The organism is Stenotrophomonas sp. CCNWLW57 (genome assembly GCF_037203925.1).
GTDB classification, from domain to species: Bacteria; Pseudomonadota; Gammaproteobacteria; order Xanthomonadales; family Xanthomonadaceae; genus Stenotrophomonas; species Stenotrophomonas rhizophila_A.
In genome coordinates, this window is record NZ_JBBCBJ010000002.1 from 291,412 (window position 1) to 308,447 (window position 17,036).

14 protein-coding genes and 2 tRNA genes are annotated in these 17,036 nt (G+C 65.2%); 10 read left to right on the plus strand and 6 right to left on the minus strand.

From position 1 onward, the window contains the following. The first annotated feature begins 5 nt into the window (after window positions 1-5). Window positions 6-1,118, plus strand: coding sequence for a homoserine O-acetyltransferase (locus V9K91_RS06135; RefSeq protein WP_336443305.1), 1,113 nt, complete (start codon window positions 6-8; stop codon window positions 1,116-1,118). 3 nt (window positions 1,119-1,121) lie between these two features. Next, the gene (locus V9K91_RS06140) at window positions 1,122-1,736 is read left to right on the plus strand and encodes a DUF1294 domain-containing protein (RefSeq protein WP_093532483.1); all 615 of its coding nucleotides are present in this window, start codon (window positions 1,122-1,124) and stop codon (window positions 1,734-1,736) included. A 58-nt stretch (window positions 1,737-1,794) separates the two neighbouring features. Here the strand turns inward: V9K91_RS06140 and V9K91_RS06145 are convergent, their stop codons facing one another. The 3 genes from V9K91_RS06145 to V9K91_RS06155 all read right to left on the minus strand — a co-directional run bounded on the left by V9K91_RS06145 (window position 1,795) and on the right by V9K91_RS06155 (window position 5,749). Further along, entirely contained in the window at window positions 1,795-3,345 is a 1,551-nt protein-coding gene (locus tag V9K91_RS06145) for an arylsulfatase (protein WP_336443304.1), read from the minus strand. Window positions 3,346-3,588: 243 nt separating this feature from the next. Next, window positions 3,589-4,761, minus strand: coding sequence for a BamA/TamA family outer membrane protein (locus V9K91_RS06150; protein WP_336443303.1), 1,173 nt, complete (start codon window positions 4,759-4,761; stop codon window positions 3,589-3,591). Window positions 4,762-4,960: 199 nt separating this feature from the next. Next, window positions 4,961-5,749: an OBAP family protein gene (locus tag V9K91_RS06155; RefSeq protein WP_306988120.1), complete on the minus strand. Its 789-nt coding sequence runs from the start codon at window positions 5,747-5,749 to the stop codon at window positions 4,961-4,963. 183 nt (window positions 5,750-5,932) lie between these two features. On the opposite strand from V9K91_RS06155, the gene V9K91_RS06160 reads away from it, so the two are divergent. After that, a complete protein-coding gene (locus V9K91_RS06160) occupies window positions 5,933-6,571 on the plus strand; it encodes a DUF6766 family protein (protein ID WP_095362800.1) in 639 nt (212 codons plus the stop codon). 262 nt (window positions 6,572-6,833) lie between these two features. Beyond that, window positions 6,834-7,112 (plus strand): hypothetical protein, encoded by a 279-nt coding sequence (locus tag V9K91_RS06165; protein WP_068853161.1) that lies wholly within the window; start codon window positions 6,834-6,836, stop codon window positions 7,110-7,112. Window positions 7,113-7,526: 414 nt separating this feature from the next. On the opposite strand, the gene V9K91_RS06170 is transcribed toward V9K91_RS06165, so the two are convergent. The 3 genes from V9K91_RS06170 to cydD all read right to left on the minus strand — a co-directional run bounded on the left by V9K91_RS06170 (window position 7,527) and on the right by cydD (window position 11,869). Then, on the minus strand, window positions 7,527-7,802 hold the full coding sequence (locus V9K91_RS06170; protein WP_306988117.1) for a hypothetical protein: 276 nt from the start codon (window positions 7,800-7,802) through the stop codon (window positions 7,527-7,529). A 672-nt stretch (window positions 7,803-8,474) separates the two neighbouring features. Further along, window positions 8,475-10,145 carry a thiol reductant ABC exporter subunit CydC gene (gene cydC / locus V9K91_RS06175; RefSeq protein ID WP_336443302.1) on the minus strand — a complete coding sequence of 557 codons (1,671 nt, stop codon included), beginning with the start codon at window positions 10,143-10,145 and terminating at the stop codon, window positions 8,475-8,477. Next, a complete protein-coding gene (gene cydD / locus V9K91_RS06180; protein ID WP_336443301.1) occupies window positions 10,142-11,869 on the minus strand; it encodes a thiol reductant ABC exporter subunit CydD in 1,728 nt (575 codons plus the stop codon). The genes cydC and cydD overlap by 4 nt, the downstream gene beginning before the upstream one ends. 226 nt (window positions 11,870-12,095) lie before the next feature. Here cydD and V9K91_RS06185 point away from each other — a divergent pair, with 226 nt between their 5' ends. From V9K91_RS06185 to V9K91_RS06210, 6 genes are all read left to right on the plus strand, one after another. Next, the gene (locus V9K91_RS06185; protein ID WP_095362804.1) at window positions 12,096-13,685 is read left to right on the plus strand and encodes a cytochrome ubiquinol oxidase subunit I; all 1,590 of its coding nucleotides are present in this window, start codon (window positions 12,096-12,098) and stop codon (window positions 13,683-13,685) included. A 15-nt stretch (window positions 13,686-13,700) separates the two neighbouring features. Next, window positions 13,701-14,855 (plus strand): cytochrome d ubiquinol oxidase subunit II, encoded by a 1,155-nt coding sequence (gene cydB, locus V9K91_RS06190; protein ID WP_336443300.1) that lies wholly within the window; start codon window positions 13,701-13,703, stop codon window positions 14,853-14,855. Window positions 14,856-14,915: 60 nt separating this feature from the next. Then, window positions 14,916-15,029, plus strand: a complete 114-nt coding sequence (cydX, locus tag V9K91_RS06195; protein ID WP_306988109.1) for a cytochrome bd-I oxidase subunit CydX — start codon at window positions 14,916-14,918, stop codon at window positions 15,027-15,029. A gap of 81 nt (window positions 15,030-15,110) precedes the next feature. Continuing rightward, window positions 15,111-15,187, plus strand: a tRNA-Pro gene (locus V9K91_RS06200). 139 nt (window positions 15,188-15,326) lie between these two features. Continuing rightward, a tRNA-Pro gene (locus tag V9K91_RS06205) sits at window positions 15,327-15,403 on the plus strand. Between the two features lie 194 nt (window positions 15,404-15,597). Next, window positions 15,598-16,809 carry an MFS transporter gene (locus V9K91_RS06210; protein WP_184126605.1) on the plus strand — a complete coding sequence of 404 codons (1,212 nt, stop codon included), beginning with the start codon at window positions 15,598-15,600 and terminating at the stop codon, window positions 16,807-16,809. The last annotated feature ends 227 nt before the right edge of the window (window positions 16,810-17,036 follow it).

Sequence of the window (17,036 nt, forward strand, 5' to 3'; positions counted from 1 at the left end):
GCCCCATGACTGAATTCATCCCGCCCGGCACCCGCTACCACGCCCTGCCCTCGCCCTTCGCGTTCAAGCGTGGGGGGCAGCTGCACGGCGCGCACGTGGCCTATGAAACCTGGGGCACGCTCAACGCCGATGCCAGCAATGCCGTGCTGATCGTCACCGGCCTGTCGCCCGACGCGCATGCCGCCGCCAATGACGGCAACCCAGCGGCCGGCTGGTGGGAAGGCATGCTTGGCCCGGGCAAGGCCATCGATACCAACCGCTGGTTCGTGGTGTGTGTGAACTCGCTCGGCAGCTGCAAGGGCTCAACCGGCCCGGCCACCATCAACCCCGCCACCGGCGAACTGTACCGGCTCAATTTCCCGGAACTGTCCATCGAAGATGGCGCCCGCGCCGCCGTGGACGTGGTGAAGGCGCTGGGCATCACCCGGCTTGCCTGCGTTATCGGCAACTCCATGGGCGGCATGACCGCGCTTGCGGTTCTGCTGCTGCACCCGGGCATCGCGCGCAGCCACATCAATATTTCCGGCAGCGCACAGGCGTTGCCGTTTTCCATCGCCATCCGCTCGCTGCAGCGTGAAGCGATACGCCTCGACCCGCAGTGGAACGGCGGCCAATACACCGACCAGCAGTACCCGGAATCAGGCATGCGCATGGCGCGCAAGCTGGGCGTGATCACCTACCGCTCCGCGCTCGAGTGGGATGGTCGCTTCGGCCGCGTGCGGCTGGATTCGGACCAGGCCGATGACGATCCGTTTGGCTTGGAGTTCCAGGTCGAGAGCTACCTCGAAGGCCATGCGCGCCGCTTCGTGCGCTTCTTCGACCCGAACTGCTACCTCTACCTGAGCCGCTCAATGGACTGGTTCGACCTGGCCGAATACGCCGACGGCGATGTCATGGCCGGCCTGGCCAGCATCAAGGTGGACAAGGCCCTGGCCATCGGCGCCAACACCGACATCCTGTTCCCGGTGCAGCAACAGCAGCAGATTGCCGACGGCCTGCGCGCCGGCGGCGCCGATGCGCAGTTCATCGGGCTGGACTCGCCGCAGGGCCACGACGCGTTCCTGGTGGATTTCGAGCGGTTCGGGCCGGCGGTGCGTACATTCCTGGATGCGCTCTGAGCCATGCGGCAACAGGGCCGGCTCAGCGAATGGAACGACGCACGCGGCTTCGGCTTCGTGCAGCCCAACGGTGGGGGTGACCGCTGCTTCGTGCATATCCGCGCTTTTGCCGCGCGCGACCGGCGCCCTGCTCTGAATGATGTGATTACCTACGATGTACAGCGCGATGGGCAGGGCCGGCTCAATGCGGTCAATGTACGTTTCGCGCTGCAGCGTGATGGGCTCAGGGCCGGTACTGCGGCCAAGGGCAACGGCGGGCCCGACAGGCTGCCCCGGCGCACCATCGCACTGCTGTTCCTGGCGGGCGTGGCCGCTGCCAGCTTCGCGGGCTACTGCCCACCGTGGATCGTGGTGGCGTATCTGTGCCTGAGCGCCCTCACCTTCCTGTTTTACTGGCACGACAAGAGCGCCGCCCAGCATGATCGGCGGCGGACGCCCGAGAGCACACTGCAGGCGATGGCATTAGTCGGAGGGTGGCCTGGAGCATTGCTGGCGCAGGCTATCCTGCGCCACAAGAACCGCAAGGCTTCGTTCCAGACCACCTTTTGGGTGGCCGTGTTGGTCAATCTCGTGGCAATGACGTGGATTGCCGGCGGTGGGTTGTCCATCGCCGGGTGACATGGTCGGGGCCGACCAACGGTCGGCGCTACCGGGAGGGCTTGCGACGGCGGGCTGGCTACTTTCCGGCGACGGCGTCGTTCAACTTTTCGATCGCTTGGTCGGCGGTGAAGGTGTTGGGCTTCTGGATCTTGGGGAAATCCTTGAAGGTCTCGTTGAACTTGGTCAGCAACGCGATGGCGCCGTATACGATGTAGACGTGGTTGATGTACCAGTCCCAGTAGGTGTTCGAGGTTACATCGGCGAACTCGTACGGATCGGTGCGCAGGTTGTAGATCTTGGGGATGCGCATGGGGGTGAACGGTTCGCCCCACACCGCCATGGTCCCTTTGCAGCGCTGCTCGATGAACGTCACCTTCCAGTTGTCGTAGCGGATGCCCAGCGTGTCGCCGTCGTCTGAGATGTAGACGAACAGTTTGCGCGGCGAATGTTCGGCCTTGCCTGTCAGGTAGGGCCACAGGCTCACTCCGTCGATGTGGTTCTTGTAGGTGCGCCCGATGGCCTTGACGCCCTTCTTGAGGTCATCCACGACGGTCTTGTTCCCCGCCACTTCCAGGAAAGTAGGCAGCCAGTCATGGTGCTGCACGATTTCGGTGGAGATGGTGCCCGGCTTGATCTTCCCCGGGAAGCGCGCCACCAGCGGGATGCGGAACGCGCCTTCCCAGTTGGTGTCCTTCTCACTGCGGAACGGGGTCATTCCGCCGTCCGGCCACGAATTGCGGTGCGGGCCGTTGTCGGTGGAGTACACCACCAGGGTGTCGTCGGCGATACCCAGTTCGTCCAGGTAATCCAGCAGCGAGCCCACGTTCTTGTCGTGGTCGATCATGGTGTCGTGGTACGGCGACTGCCAGCGACCGGCCTGGCCCAGGCTTTCGGGCTTGGTGTGGGTGATCAGGTGCATGTGGGTGAAGTTCACCCAGGCGAAGAATGGTGTGTCGTCGTCGGTGGCCTGCTTGATGAAGCCCTTTGCGCGCTCGGCAAAGTCGTCGTCGCAGGTGACCATGCGTTCGCGGTTGAGCGGGCCGGTGTCTTCGATCTTCTGCTTGCCCACCTTGCCCCAGCGCGGCTGCTCCGTGGTGTCGTCCTTGTCGGTGGCGAAGCTGTGGATCACCCCGCGCGGCTTGACCGTGGCGATGAAGTCACCGAACTCGTCTTCCGGGAAGTAGTCGTACATCTCCGGCTCTTCTTCGGCGTTGAGGTGGTACAGGTTGCCGTAGAACTCATCGAAGCCGTGGTTGGTCGGCAGCATGTGGTTCAGGTCACCCAGGTGGTTCTTTCCGAACTGGCCGGTGGTGTAGCCCTCGTTCTTCAGCAACGCGGCGATGGTGACGATCTTCTCGTTCATGCCGATCGGCGCGCCGGGGATGCCCACCTTCGACAGGCCGGTGCGCAGCACGCTCTGCCCGGTGATGAACGAGGAGCGTCCGGCCGTGCACGATTGTTCACCGTAGGAATCGGTGAACATGATGCCTTCGCGGGCGATGCGGTCGATGTTGGGGGTCTGGTAGCCCATCAACCCATGGGAATAGCAGCTCAGGTTGGAGATGCCGATGTCATCGCCCCAGATGACCAGGATGTTGGGCTTTTTCTTCTTGGTGGCGGTGGCCATCGGGTTCTCCGGGAGCGCTTTGGCGGGTCCTTGGATGATCCCTGCGGGGCTGGGGGGCGACCACCGTGTTTCTACTTATGTTGGCTAAGTAATTCTGTCCCGTCGGTCTGTCGGCTGCGGATGCCATGTACCGACCAACGGTCGGTACCTACCGGGGCCGTGTGCCGACCAACGGTTGGTACGGGGCGTGGATACGCAGGGCGTGGCACCACCGGTAGGTACGGACCGTTGGTCCGTACGCCTTCAACGCCACGCGCTGCCTACCTGCACGTAGACAGTGTCGTCTTCCGGGCCGAAGGCGTAGTCCAGGCCTACGTAGAGGCCTAGTTGGCGCGCGATCAGGTAGCGGCCGCCGACGCCCTTGGCCACTTGGCTGGTAGCACCGGAGAAGCTGCCGTGCTCGCCCCAGGTGCGTCCCGCCCCGACGAAGCCAATGGCCGCCCAGCGCGGGGTGAGGTTCCAGCGCAGTTCGGTTTCCACCGTGGCAGCGCGCGTGTCCTGGTAACGGGCCGAGCCGATGCCGCGCAGGTCGATGTACGGCAGCCGGTAAAACGGCACGTCGCCGCCCACCCAGCGCACGTCCACGCGCCCGCCCAGCACTAGGCGCTTGTCGGCCAGCGGAAGGTAGCCGAACGCATGCGCGCGGTAGCTCTGGAAGTCGTTGTCGCTGCCGATGGCATTGTCGTAGAAATTGCCCTCCAGCATGCCCAGCCAACCGCTGTTGGGGGTGAACGAATTGTCGCGCTGGTCGTACTGCAGCGACAGCCCAAGGCCGGAGGTTTTCCGGTTCAGCTCGTGTGGCTTGAAGTACTGCCGGTCCGAATCGACGTCGAAGCCGATGTCCAGGTCCATGTAGACCCATTGCAGGCCCAGGAACAGCGACTGGTCGCCCAGGCGCCGGGCAATCTTCTGGAACGCCATGTAGCCGTCGGAGCTGTAGCCGATGCCCACTTCCGGCAGCACGTTGCCCGGCGTGTAGAAGTCCAGGTTGAACGAGGATTTGGCAACCCCGCCGGTGTAGCGCCAGCGGTCGTCCTTGAAGTGCAGCATCGCGCCGGCGCCGTAGGCGGTGCTGCCGTTCTCGGTCTTCATCCCGGCTACGCCGTGGATATTTGGCGGGATCATCTGCTTGCGCCCATCGGCAGCGGTACGTTCCAGCGCTGCGCCCTCCGGCCGGTGGAAGAACGCCAGGGCCACGCCGCCGCCGTAGCCCACGGCCGGGTCGCTGATGATCACCGGCACCGGCAGGAATCCCTTGCGGTCGAGCAGCCAGCGCGACATGTCGAAATGGCCGTCCTGCGGGTCCTTGAACATGGCGTGGCGGGACACGGCCGGGGCCGGCGCCGTGGTATCCGGCACTGCCTGCTGCGCCAGTGCGGGCGCACCCACCACGCAATGAAGGAGCACTGCGGCCACCGAACCTGCCTTCCATCCACGCATATCGTGCTCCCGGACGCTTCATCCCGTTCCCGGACAACACTGACAGACCCGACCACCCTCCAGCCACGGCCGTTCTACGTAGCAGGCCTAAGTACAACTACCGAATCATGTGGAGAATCCGCAGCCTCGGCGGCAACACGGTAGATGGCTGATGCACCGCCCTCCCGGGCGCCTTTCAGCCTCCCGGCCCGTTCCCGGACGTCGCGTTCTTGTCCGCATCCGGGGGCGCGTGCCCATGCCCACCGGCCGGATCCTCGATCTGGATGACCCGCCCCTTCTGCCAGGCATCCGCGCCGCCATCTACCGGCGGTGCAACGATATCAGCGCGACGCTCGCGCTTGTCCTGACTGCTCACGCCCAGCCGGTCGTCTCGTGCAGCGACCATCTGACGGTCCGCCTGCCCATCCGCCGTGAATCCCATCATCAGCTGCGGCATGCCACGCGGCAGATCCTTGTCCAGATCGGTATGCCAGGTGTGCCAGGTTTTTCCGTAGGTATGTATGAGCTTCTCCATCAACGCATGCTCGGCCACCTCCGGAATACCGGGCGCAACCAACTGCCCCGATTTCACTTCGTGCACGTGGCTGTGCCATAGCGCCTTTTCCTGATCGGGCAAGGCGGCAAACAGCTTGGCGCTGATGATGTACTCCACCCCCATCAGCTTGGCGTCTTTGACGTTGCCGTCGTAGATCGTGCACTGGATGACATCCTCATTGAGGATGGAGCAGTAGTGGTGCGCCTCCATCTGCACCTTCATCTGGCCATTGTAGAAATGGAAGCCATCCAGATATGCGTTGATTGCCTCGATCGGCGGCCGATCCTGCAACACCGCGGCACCCGTTTCGAGCACCTTGGTCTTGGCGGTTTCTTCCGCGCCAGGCGCCTGGACGTTGGATTCGGTGTTGCCGCCTCCACATCCGGCCAAGGCAAGCGAGATGGCACCGCAAATGATGGATCGACGCATGGGAGGCCCTCCGGGGAAGCCCCTGCATCGTGTCCCGTCGGATGTAACGTCGGGAGCATGGCAGCGTGATACCTGGATAAAAGCGCGGAGGAGTTCCACCAGGGGCGCAACCCGCTGTTCCTTCACCTCCCCACCCCACACGCAGGACTAACGTCGATACGGATGATTTGAGGCTGTGTAGTCATGTGGAGGAGAAACGGTCTCTCGATTGTGCTGTTCCTGTTGCTTGCCTGCTTCCTTGTGGGCCAGGTGTGGACAGGCTTCCTCAGCCATAACCAGGAACTGCACGAGGCCCACCGCGCCGGCTTGGACCTGTGGGCCTACCTGCACAGCGGCCATTTCGTAAGTGCCACCTTCGAGAACTGGGAAAGCGAGTTCCTGCAGATGGGCATGTACGTGCTGATTACGGTCAGACTGCGGCAAAAGGGCTCTGCGGAATCGCGCCCGCTGAAGGGGGAGGAGGAGGAGGAACGCATCCTGCCCGGCCCGCCCCCCTGGGCAGTCCGGAAAGGCGGTATCTGGAAGCTCCTCTACGGTCACTCGCTGGCCATCGTCTTTTCCATCCTTTTCGTCGGGAGCTTCTTCCTGCATCTGGCCGGGAGCTGGCGCGCAGCGGTGGATGAGCAGGTCGCCCGGGGCCTGCCCGCCCCTACCTGCTGGGGGCACCTGTGGAGCAGCGGCTTCTGGTTTGAATCCTTTCAGAACTGGCAGAGCGAGTTTCTCGCGGTCCTCGCGCTGGTAGTGCTGACGATCTTCCTGCGCCAGAAAGATTCGCCCCAGTCCAAACCCTTGGCTGCGCCGCACAGCCAGACGGGGGACTGAACCCCCGGCCAGCCCACTCACGCGAACCGTCGTTTGCCGGATCGTTACAATGGGCCTTACGGTGGAGAACTCCTGGGGAGGGGTGAACGTGGACCAGTTGCCCAGCCCGAAAGACGCTCCAAACGACGAGTCCCGGCAGTTCGCACGAGCTGAGACTCTGCCAGACCTTGCGCATGCGAATCGCATATACAACTTGGGTCCAAAGAGGTTCCTGCCATAGGATTGACACGCCGAGGCAACCTACCATCTACCGGGGGAACAAATGGACATCGAATCGAGGCTGGCAGTTCTCGAACAAAACCTGATGGAACGGCTAGCAGCGGAAATCGCGCAGGATGCTGTTCTAGACGCGTTGATAGCAACACACCCTGATCAACGGGCGGTTCGAGATGTATACCAGGCCATTTCTGCATATCGTTTAACGCAATTCGGCGACCTGGGGTTCGAGCAGCAGGCACCCGCAAAGAGTGTCGCTAATGTGTTTGGACTGCTTCGTGAGCAGTTCGACGCTTGGCAGGGGAAGCTCTCGGCGGACATCTGACCGCAAGCCAGCAATTGCACAGCTGGCAGGCGAGTCGACCACGCCCGGCCGCGGCCAACACCCACGCCGGCACGACGGGTTCCCAGCTTAGAACTATTTCGCCATCGTCTCTCCCATCGCCGAGCGCTGGATCCAGCTCATCCCGGAGCCGCCTTTGTAGCCATCAGCGTGCTGAATTGCCGGGTCCTCAAGCGCGCTCTCGAGGGAGGGGGGCAGCCTGCCCAGCAGCTGCTGCGAGCGTTGTTCATAGTAGTTCAGCTTGGCCGAGTCGAATTCGGCATCACGTACGCGGTCATGCGAAGTTGCGCACGGGGTGGCCCGGTCCTGGTGACCACCCCAGCTTAGCTGGGGTGGGCGACGGTGTGGTGCGTACGTCGGATTGGTGGACAGATCTTTGCAAAGCAGGGCCCGGTACTACGGGTTGGGTTGCTGGCCTTGTCTCTCGAGGCGGGCTTTCTGCAGGCGGCCCATCTGGCGGACTTTGGGAATGGCCGGGTCAGGTTCGGGCTCTACAGTGAGCTGTATTCCGCCGGGAATAAGTTCCAGCTTCAGGCGGGCGCCTACGTCCAACCCTGCCCTGCGCATCCAGAGGCCACGCAGTTTTACGCAGGGGATGGGGATGTCATCGTACTCGTCGTTGCCGCCGGGGTGGTACAGGGCCTCGACGCGGACGCGGGCGGGCTGGCTCACGTGAAGCTTGCGCCTGGGGAGTTCGGAAGACGGGGTGTCAGGCCGGGAACTGTGCATGGTGGACCTCCAATAGGATCTCCCTCGCCGGATGGCGAGGGAGTCGGGAGGCTGAGAACCGCTGTAACCTTCGGCGCGACGTATTTCCACGAGGGTGTTGTATTTCGCCACCCACCCGACGCATGACATCAATCTTCAACTGGTTACAGTGGAGTTTCTCAGGCTCCGAGCACACACCATGCGTTGGAGGGGAGCTTACCGCCAATTGTTTCTTTCTTGAGTTCGGCGTGTTTCGAGTGAGTCTGTCTACCGTGACGCCGTGATTCGCCTGATCGCCGCCATTTGCTTGCGGCGCGTCGCGTTCCGGATGGAACCGCATCACGTTGCGCGTTGAGCGATGGGTGGCGTCGTGGGGAGGTTGGCGCCGGAATGGGATGTCACATCTGGCATGGAGTGCGCGGTTGATCTGGTGTCCATGCGTTAATGGGCCGATCGTTGTTATCGGCGGTCGTCTTGCGACCGACCCTACCAATTCGTCGGCCGGACGGGTGCGGTAGGGTCGCATTCCTATCGACCGCCGATGGCGGGTCACCGCGCGATGGGGCATGACGTTTGGAGCAAAGGCGGTTGGGTTTGGCGTCCATGCATCAATTGCCGACCATCCCGGCGCTGGCGTTACGACAGCCTGCCTTCGCGCAGGTGGTAGCTCCGATGCACGATGCCCTCGGGGAGTTCGTCGTGGGTGATCATCACCAGGCTGCGCCCGCCCAACGCCGCCACCATGTCATGAAGCAGGGCATGCGCGGTATCCACATCCAAGCCTTCAGTGGGCTCATCCAGCAGCAGAATGGGTGAGCCACGCAGCAAGGCGCGCGCCAGCGCCAACCGGCGCGCCTGGCCGGCCGACATCGTTGCGCCGTTCTCGCCCACCCAAGCATTGAGCCCGCCGATCTGCGCAGCCCAGGTCTGCAGCCGCACATCAGCCAGTACCTGCCACAGCCGCTCATCAGTGGCCTGCGCATCGCCCAGCCGCAGGTTGTCGGCGATGCTGCCGGCAAATACCGGCGCGCTCTGCGGCAACCACGCAATCTTTTTGTGCCACGCGTCCTGCGCGACATTGCGGATGTCCTGCCCGCCGTACAGCACGCGACCTTCGTCGGGGTCCCATAGCCGCAGCAGCAGCGCGGACAAGGTGGTCTTGCCACTACCGCTGTCACCGCGGATGGCAATGCGATCACCCGGCGCCACGGTGAGCTGCACGCCCTCCAGCAGCGCCCTCGCCTGCCCCGGCCAACGGAACGCCACCTGTTCCAGCTGCAGCCTGGACGCCTGCGACGACAGTACTACCGGTGCCGCTGCATCCTGCACGCCCGGCGGCTGGTCCACGATGCTTTCCAGACGTGCCGCTGCCACGCGCCCGGACAGCCACGACTGCCAGGCCAGGCCGATGCCAGCCCACAGTTCGATCAGGGCCACTGTGAGGAATACCAGCGCGGCCGCAAGGGCCGCATCGATTGCGCCGCGCTCGAACCCGCGCAGCGCCACCCACAGCATGCCGACCAGCCCGACCGAGGCGGACAGCCCGTGCAGCGCGTTGCCGCCCACCAGCCGCCAGCGGCGCCGGCGGTCGCGTGAGCGCAGCTGCTTGGCCGCGACCAGCACGCGCAGGTTCCAGTCTTCGCGCGCGTGCAGTGCGGTGAGGTCGGCCGCGCCTTCCAGTCCTTCGAACGCCTGCGTGCGCAGCTGTGCACGGTGCAGCGCGCGGTCGCGCTCCTGCCCCCCGGCACCGCGCACGGTGAGCCACGGCACGCCCACGCCGATGGCCAGCGCCAGCACAGCCAGCAACAATGCGGCCGGCGGGTAGATCAGGCCGGCGGAGAACACGGCCACCAGCGAGACGCCGCCCAAGGCCAGCAGTGGGCCGATGGCACGCACCAGCAGGCCGTCCACTTCGCCGATGTCCGACATCAGCCGCGCCAGCAACTCGCCGGTGCGGATGCCGGCCAGCCGCGCCGGTGCCAGCGGCAGTGCGCGGCGGAAGAACCACACACGCAGGTCGCGGGCGATGCGCAGGGTGACATCGTGCCCGACCAGTTTTTCGAAATAGCGCGAGACGATGCGCGCCATGGTCAGGCCGCGGATGCCGGCCGAGGGCGAGAAGAAATTGAAACCGCTGCCCAGCCCGGCTGCACCGGCCAGGGCGGCGGCGGTAAGGAAGCCACCGGACAGACCGAGCAGCGCGGTGCCGGCCAGCATCGTGGTCCACAGCAGCAGCACGGTGAGCAGCAGGCGGCCGCGATGGCGGGTGAACACCTGCTTCAGCGAATCGTCGCGGTGCAGGCTCATGCCGGCTCCTCCGTGGTCTGCGCGCGGCCATTGGCGGTGAGCACCAGCCGCGTGTCGGCCCAGCGCATGGCGGTGTCGCTGTGGGTGGCGATGACCACGGCGCGGTCGCGGGCGAACGCGGCCAGGGTCTGCAGCAGCGCAGCTTCGGTATCCGGATCGAGGAAGGCCGTGGGCTCATCCAGCAGCAACAGCTGCGGGTCACGCAGCAGCAGTCGCGCCAGGCCGATCCGCCGTGCTTCGCCGCCGGACAGGCCGAAGCCACGTTCGCCAATCACCGTGTCCAGGCCATCGGGCAGGTTCGCCGCGAAGCGCATCACCTGCGCCGCTTCGGCTACTGCGTGCAGGCGTGCGTCGCTCACGCCCGGGTCGGCCAGGCGCAGGTTGTCGGCGATGCTGCCGTGGAACAGGTACGGGCGCTGCCCGGCGTAACCCACTTCCAGCCCTGGGCGCAGCACAATGCTGCCCTCGCGTGGCGGCAACCAGCCGGCCAGCGCTTCCAGCAGCGTGCTCTTGCCGCTGCCGCTGGGGCCCACCAGGGCCAGGCGCTGGCCCGCCTCGATCTGGAAGGACAGCTGCTGCACCACATCGTGCGAGGCGCCCACCGGGCGCAGCACCAGGTTGCGCACCACCACTGGCGGCGCATGCTGCTCCAGCAGTTCCGGCGCGCGCGCCGCTGGCGTCGCGTCTTCGACGGCCGCAGCGGCCGGCAGCTCGCCCAGCAGGCGCTCCACTTCCGCAGCGGCGGCCAGTGCGTTGGCGCGGTCGTGGTAATGCGCGGCCAGCCGCCGCAGCGGTGCGTAGAATTCCGGGGCCAGCAGAAGGCAGAACATGCCGGCGCCCAGGGTGGGCACGGCGGCATGCAGGGACATCAGGCCGAGATAACTCAGGCCCAGGTACAGCGCGACCATTGCTACGCTGACCGAGGCGAAGAACTCCAGCACGGTGGAGGACAGGAACGCGATGCGCAGCACTTTCAGGGTGCGCTCGCGCACGCCTTCGGCGGCGGCGGCCACGCCTTCCAGCTCGGCCTTGCCACGGCCGTACAGGCGCAGCAGGCCCAGACCCTTGATGCGGTCGGCGAAGTGGCCGCTCATCCGCGCCAGCTCACCGAGCTGGGCACGGCCGGCGGCTTCCGCGCCCCAGCCGACCAGCATCATGAAGAACGGCACCAGCGGCGCCGTGAACAGCAGGATCAGCGCTACCACCCAATCCACCCAGGCCACGGCCAGAAGGATCAGCAGCGGCACGACCACCACTTCGATCCGCACCGGCTGGTAGCCGGCGTAGTAACTCTCCACCGCGTCGGCATGGGCCAGCATCAGTTCGCCGAGCTCGCCGGTACGTTGCTGGCGCAGCCACAGCGGGCCGAGCCCCAACAGGCGCCAGTACACCCGCTCGCGCAGGGTCAGGCGGGCCGCATCGGCCACATCGCCGGCGGCGGCCTGGGTGGCGCTGCCCAGCAGGGCCCGCACCGCCAGTACTGCCAGCAGGCCCAGCAGCACCGGGGTGGCAGCGGCCACGGGCCGGTGCTCGACCAGAACCGCCTGGATCAGCCAGGCGATGGCCGCGGCCTGCCCGATCAGCAGTGCGCCCGACATACATATGCATAGCGCGGCCAGGCGCTGGCGGCTGCGGGCGCTGGCAGCCAGCCCATTCAGCCAGTGCAGGCGCTGCCGGCGCAGGGCGGTGGTCTCGATGGCGGACGCGTCGGGGGGTATGCTCAAAGCGGATCACTGGCGGCCACAGGGAGGTACCGACCATTGTAAGGGGCGCCGGCCTACCCTCCCGGTGCGGCGCGCGGTCGCAGGTCGGATGCCTACGATCCCCCTCCCTGCCCGTTCGTACATTGATCTGAATCAAGGCTAATAGAAGTTGCTGGTCACAGAATTCACTCCGTAGACCCCCCTTCCCGCCACCTGAAACGGCAAAACCCCACGAGGTAGCCAGGCCATGATCGATTCGACAGTCGTAGAACTGTCGCGGCTGCAGTTCGCTTTGACCGCGATGTACCACTTCCTCTTTGTTCCCCTCACGCTTGGCCTCTCGTTCCTGGTGGCCATCATGGAAAGCGTGTACGTCATGACCCGCAAGCAGGTCTGGCGCCAGATGACCCTGTTCTGGGGCACGCTGTTCGGCATCAACTTCGCCATCGGCGTGGCCACCGGCCTGGTGATGGAGTTCCAGTTCGGCATGAACTGGTCGTACTACAGCCACTACGTGGGCGATATCTTCGGTGCGCCGCTGGCCATTGAAGGGCTGATGGCGTTCTTCCTGGAAGCCACGCTGGTGGGCCTGTTCTTCTTCGGCTGGAAGCGGCTGACCCCGGTCAAGCACCTGGCGGTGACCTGGTTCATGGCGCTGGGCACCAACCTGTCGGCGGTGTGGATCCTGATCGCCAACGGCTGGATGCAGAACCCCACCGGCGCGGTGTTCAACCCGGACACGATGCGTATGGAAGTGGTGGATTTTGCCGCGGTGCTGTTCAACCCGGTGGCCCAGGCCAAGTTCGTGCATACGGTCAGCGCAGGCTACGTGACCGGCGCGATCTTCGTGATGGGCATCAGCGCGTTCTACCTGCTGCGCGACAAGCACAAGGACATGGCGCGCCGTTCGTTCGCGGTGGCCGCGGCGTTCGGCCTGCTGTCGTCGCTGTCGGTGGTGGTGCTGGGTGACGAAAGCGGTTATGCCGCCAGCGAACACCAGAAGATGAAGCTGGCCGCGATCGAGGCGATGTGGGAAACCGAGCGTGCCCCGGCCGATTTCACTGCCTTCGGCATTCCCAACCAGACGACCCAGCAGAACGATTTCGCCATCAAGATCCCGTACCTGATGGGCCTGATCGCCACGCGTTCGTTCAACCAGCCCATTCCGGGCATCCTGGAACTGGTGGAACGTGCCGAGCACCGCATCAAGGGCGGCCAGCTGGCGTACGGTGCGCTGGAGCGCGTGCGCAAGGACAAGAATGACGTCGAAGCGCGCGAGATGTTCGACCGCCACTGGCAGGACTTGGGCCATGGCCTGCTGCTCAAGCGTTACCGCGATGACATCCTCAACGCCACGCCGGAGGAAATCTCCAAGGCGGCGATGGACACCGTGCCGCGCGTGGCACCGCTGTTCTGGACCTTCCGCATCATGGCCGGGCTGGGCTTCTACCTGATCGCGTTCTTCGCGGTGGCCTTCTACTTCTCCTGCCGCAACACCTTCCACGAGAAGCGCTGGTTCCTGCGGTTGGCGGTGTGGTCGATTCCGGCGCCGTGGATTGCGATCGAGTGTGGCTGGTTCGTGGCCGAATACGGCCGCCAGCCGTGGGCGGTGGACGGCGTGCTGCCGACCTTCTACGCCGCGTCCGGGCTGGCCCTGCATGAAATCCTGACCACGCTGGCGGTGTTCACGCTGACCTATACGGTGCTGCTGATCATCGAGGTGAAGCTGATGCTCAAGACGATCCGCACCGGGCCGGCCGACATTCTTCCGTCGCTGCAGCCTTCACGCACGCCGCTTCCCCACCATGCCGCCACGCCGGCCCCCGGCCAGGCATAAGGCAGGAGATTCCAGATGGACATTCTTGGACTTGATTACACCATGCTGCGCGTGATCTGGTGGCTGCTGCTGGGCATCCTGCTGGTGGGCTGGGCGGTGATGGACGGCTTCGACCTGGGCGTGGGCACCCTGCTCCCGTTCGTGGCCAAGACCGATGAAGAACGGCGCACGGTGATCAATACGGTGGGCCCGGTATGGGAAGGCAACCAGGTATGGCTGGTGCTCGGTGGCGGTGCGATCTTCGCCGCGTGGCCGCCACTGTATGCGGTGAGCTTCTCCGGCTTCTATCTTGCGATCTTCGCCATGCTGTTCGGCCTGATCCTGCGCCCGGTGGGTTTCAAGTACCGCAGCAAGATGCCGAGCAAGCGCTGGCGCGACACGTGGGACTGGGTGCTGTTCGTGGGTGGGCTGCTGCCGGCGCTGATTGCCAGCGTGGCGGTGGGCAACGTGCTGCTGGGCGTGCCGTACCACTTCGATGACAGCATGCGCATCTTCTACACCGGTTCGTTCTTCGGCCTGCTCACCCCGTTCGCGCTGCTGGCCGGGCTGGTGGGCGTGGCGATGATGGTGTCGCACGGTGCGGCCATGCTGGTGCTGAAGACCGACGGCCCGGTGGCCGAGCGTTCGGCGCGTTACGGCAGCATTGCCGCGCTGCTCAGCTTCGTGCTGTTCGCTGCGGGCGGTGCCTGGGTGGCCTTCGGCCTGCCGGGCTACGAGATCACCTCGCAGGTGGTCACCGACGGCCCGACCAACCCGCTGTTGAAGACCGCTGCGGTGGGCACGGCGGCCGGTGGCTGGCTGCGCAACTACAGCAGCATGCCGCTGACCCTGGTGTTCCCGCTGCTGGGCCTGGCCGGTGCGCTGGCCAGCGCGGTGCTGCTGCGGGCCCGCCGCGGCATGGCCGCATTCCTGGCTTCGGGCGCGTCGATTGCCGGCATCATCCTCACCGTGGGCTTTGCGATCTTCCCGTTCCTGCTGCCTTCGTCCAGCCAGCCCAGCGGCAGCCTGACGGTGTGGGATGCCTCGTCCAGCCAGCTCACGCTGTTCATCATGCTGGTGGCCACGGTGATTTTCCTGCCGATCATCATTGCCTATACCAGCTGGGTCTACCGGGTGATGAAGGGCAAGACCACGGCCGAAGACATGGCCGACAACCCGAACGCGTATTGATATTGCCCACCGTGCCGACCCACGGTCGGCACCTACCGAAGTGACATTGGAGGTTTTGCCATGTGGTATTTCGCCTGGATCCTCGGCACCGGCTTGGCCTCGGCCGCCGCCATCCTCAACGGCATGTGGTTCGAAGCACGCGAGGTCGGCACCACCGACCGCGACGCCCGGTAGAGCCGACTGTCAGTCGGCTGCTCTTCGCGGTAAAAAAAGGTTGCCGATAATCCCTTCACACCGTATCCTTGTCGGCTCCTTCGGGGTGTAGCTCAGTCTGGTAGAGCGCTACGTTCGGGACGTAGAGGTCGCAGGTTCGAATCCTGTCTCCCCGACCACTCCGGTGGTCGCATTGAAGCCTGGAAACACGGTTTTCCAGGCTTTTTTGTCAAGGTCGTGGCAACACGGCATCCGAAGGTGAACAAACGGTCCCCCTTGCCGCCGAAGGGCGGGATCGATACAATAGGCGGCTCCTTACGGGGTGTAGCTCAGTCTGGTAGAGCGCTACGTTCGGGACGTAGAGGTCGCAGGTTCGAATCCTGTCTCCCCGACCATACAAGTGGTCACATTGAAGCCTGGAAGACATATGTCCTCCGGGCTTTTTTGTATCTGTCGTCCGCAAGCAGCCACGCAGTGCGTGGCGCTACCGCGCGTACAATGCGGCAGCGTTTGTCCTTCACGGCCTGCGCCGAGCGCCCGCACTCCGCTGCACCCCCACGTGCCGCGCCACCTGCAAGAGATTCCTGCCATGACCCCTGCCGACCCCCATTCCACGTCCCTGCTGCGCGGACGCGTGCTGGCGTTTTCCGCCATCCTGCTGGCCGCCCTGAACCTGCGTACGGCAGTGACCTCGATCACCCCGCTGCTGGACCAGCTGGGCCAGACCTTCGGGTTCGGCACCACCATGACCGGCGTGCTGGGCATGCTGCCCACCGCCTCGTTTGCGCTGTTCGGGGTGACCACTCCGATGGTGGCCCGCCGGATCGGGCTGGAGCGCACCGCCCTGTTGGCGATGGTGCTGGCGGCGGTGGGCCTGCTGCTGCGCTCGATGGCCGGCGGCGTGGGCAGCCTGCTGTTCGGCTCGGTGGTGGCGCTGGCCGGCATGGGCATCGGCAACGTCGTGGTACCGCCGCTGGTGAAGCGCTACTTCGCCAACCGCGTGGGCACGGTGAGCACGCTTTATATAACGGTGCTGCAGCTGGGCACGATGGTGCCGGCGCTGATGGCGGTACCACTGGCCGAACAGGCCGGCTGGCGGGTGTCGCTGGGCATCTGGTCCATCTTCGCGGTGGCCGCTGCCCTGCCCTGGATCGCGCTGGCCCGCCGCCGCCCGCACCCGGACCCGCTGGATACCGCCGCCGACCCGGCCGCGCAGCCACACGGCAAGGTCTGGCGCACGCCGCTGGCCTGGGGCATGGCGCTGATGTTCGGCATGACCTCGCTGATGACCTATTCGATGTTCACCTGGCTGCCGCGCATCGTGGTGGAAGCCGGGGCGACGCCGGCATTCGGCGGAATCATGGTGGCCATCTTTGCCGCCCTGGGCCTGGTGCCGTCGCTGACCATGCCGGCGCTGGCGGTGCGGTTGCGCAATCCCTTCCCGCTGGTGATTGTCGGGTTCAGCGCGTTCCTGATCGCGTTCGCCGGGCTGTTGTTCGCGCCGATGAAGGCGCCGTGGCTGTGGGCGGTGCTGCTGGGCATCGGCCCCTCGACCTTCCCGCTGGCGCTGACCCTGATCAACCTGCGCACCCGCACGCCGGCCGGTTCGGCGGCGCTGTCGGGCTTCATGCAGGGCGTGGGCTATGCCTTCAGCTGCCTGGGCCCGTTCCTGTTCGGCTGGCTGCATGCCGTCAGCGGCGCCTGGTACCTGCCGTTCGGGTTCCTGCTGGTGTGCGCGGTGGTGTTGCTGTCCGCGTCGTGGGTGGCGTGCAAGCCGCAGAAATTGGAAGACGTGTGGTAATCCAGAAGCATCCGTTCGCAGTGACCACGGGTTTGCCACCCACGTCACATACCGTGCGCATGTTGTGACGTAGCGTGTCAGCAACTGACCCGCACTGCGAAACGGGAAGTTGGGTCTGTCCCGGTGCGCATCCCGCTGCCGGGGCCGATGAACGGTTTCAGGGTGTCCAGACCCCCGGAACAACGCCGTGGCGGCGGCCGGATGGTCTTTAAAATCAATCAGTTGAA

Bases quoted from the DNA above. Each gene is read 5' to 3' on its own strand.
- V9K91_RS06135 (WP_336443305.1), top strand. From the start codon at position 6: ATGACTGAATTCATCCCGCCCGGCACCCGCTACCACGCCCTGCCCTCG.
- V9K91_RS06140 (WP_093532483.1), top strand. From the start codon at position 1,122: ATGCGGCAACAGGGCCGGCTCAGCGAATGGAACGACGCACGCGGCTTC.
- V9K91_RS06145 (WP_336443304.1), bottom strand. From the start codon at position 3,345: ATGGCCACCGCCACCAAGAAGAAAAAGCCCAACATCCTGGTCATCTGG.
- V9K91_RS06155 (WP_306988120.1), bottom strand. From the start codon at position 5,749: ATGCGTCGATCCATCATTTGCGGTGCCATCTCGCTTGCCTTGGCCGGA.
- V9K91_RS06160 (WP_095362800.1), top strand. From the start codon at position 5,933: ATGTGGAGGAGAAACGGTCTCTCGATTGTGCTGTTCCTGTTGCTTGCC.
- V9K91_RS06165 (WP_068853161.1), top strand. From the start codon at position 6,834: ATGGACATCGAATCGAGGCTGGCAGTTCTCGAACAAAACCTGATGGAA.
- cydC (WP_336443302.1), bottom strand. From the start codon at position 10,145: ATGAGCCTGCACCGCGACGATTCGCTGAAGCAGGTGTTCACCCGCCAT.
- V9K91_RS06185 (WP_095362804.1), top strand. From the start codon at position 12,096: ATGATCGATTCGACAGTCGTAGAACTGTCGCGGCTGCAGTTCGCTTTG.
- cydB (WP_336443300.1), top strand. From the start codon at position 13,701: ATGGACATTCTTGGACTTGATTACACCATGCTGCGCGTGATCTGGTGG.
- cydX (WP_306988109.1), top strand. From the start codon at position 14,916: ATGTGGTATTTCGCCTGGATCCTCGGCACCGGCTTGGCCTCGGCCGCC.
- V9K91_RS06210 (WP_184126605.1), top strand. From the start codon at position 15,598: ATGACCCCTGCCGACCCCCATTCCACGTCCCTGCTGCGCGGACGCGTG.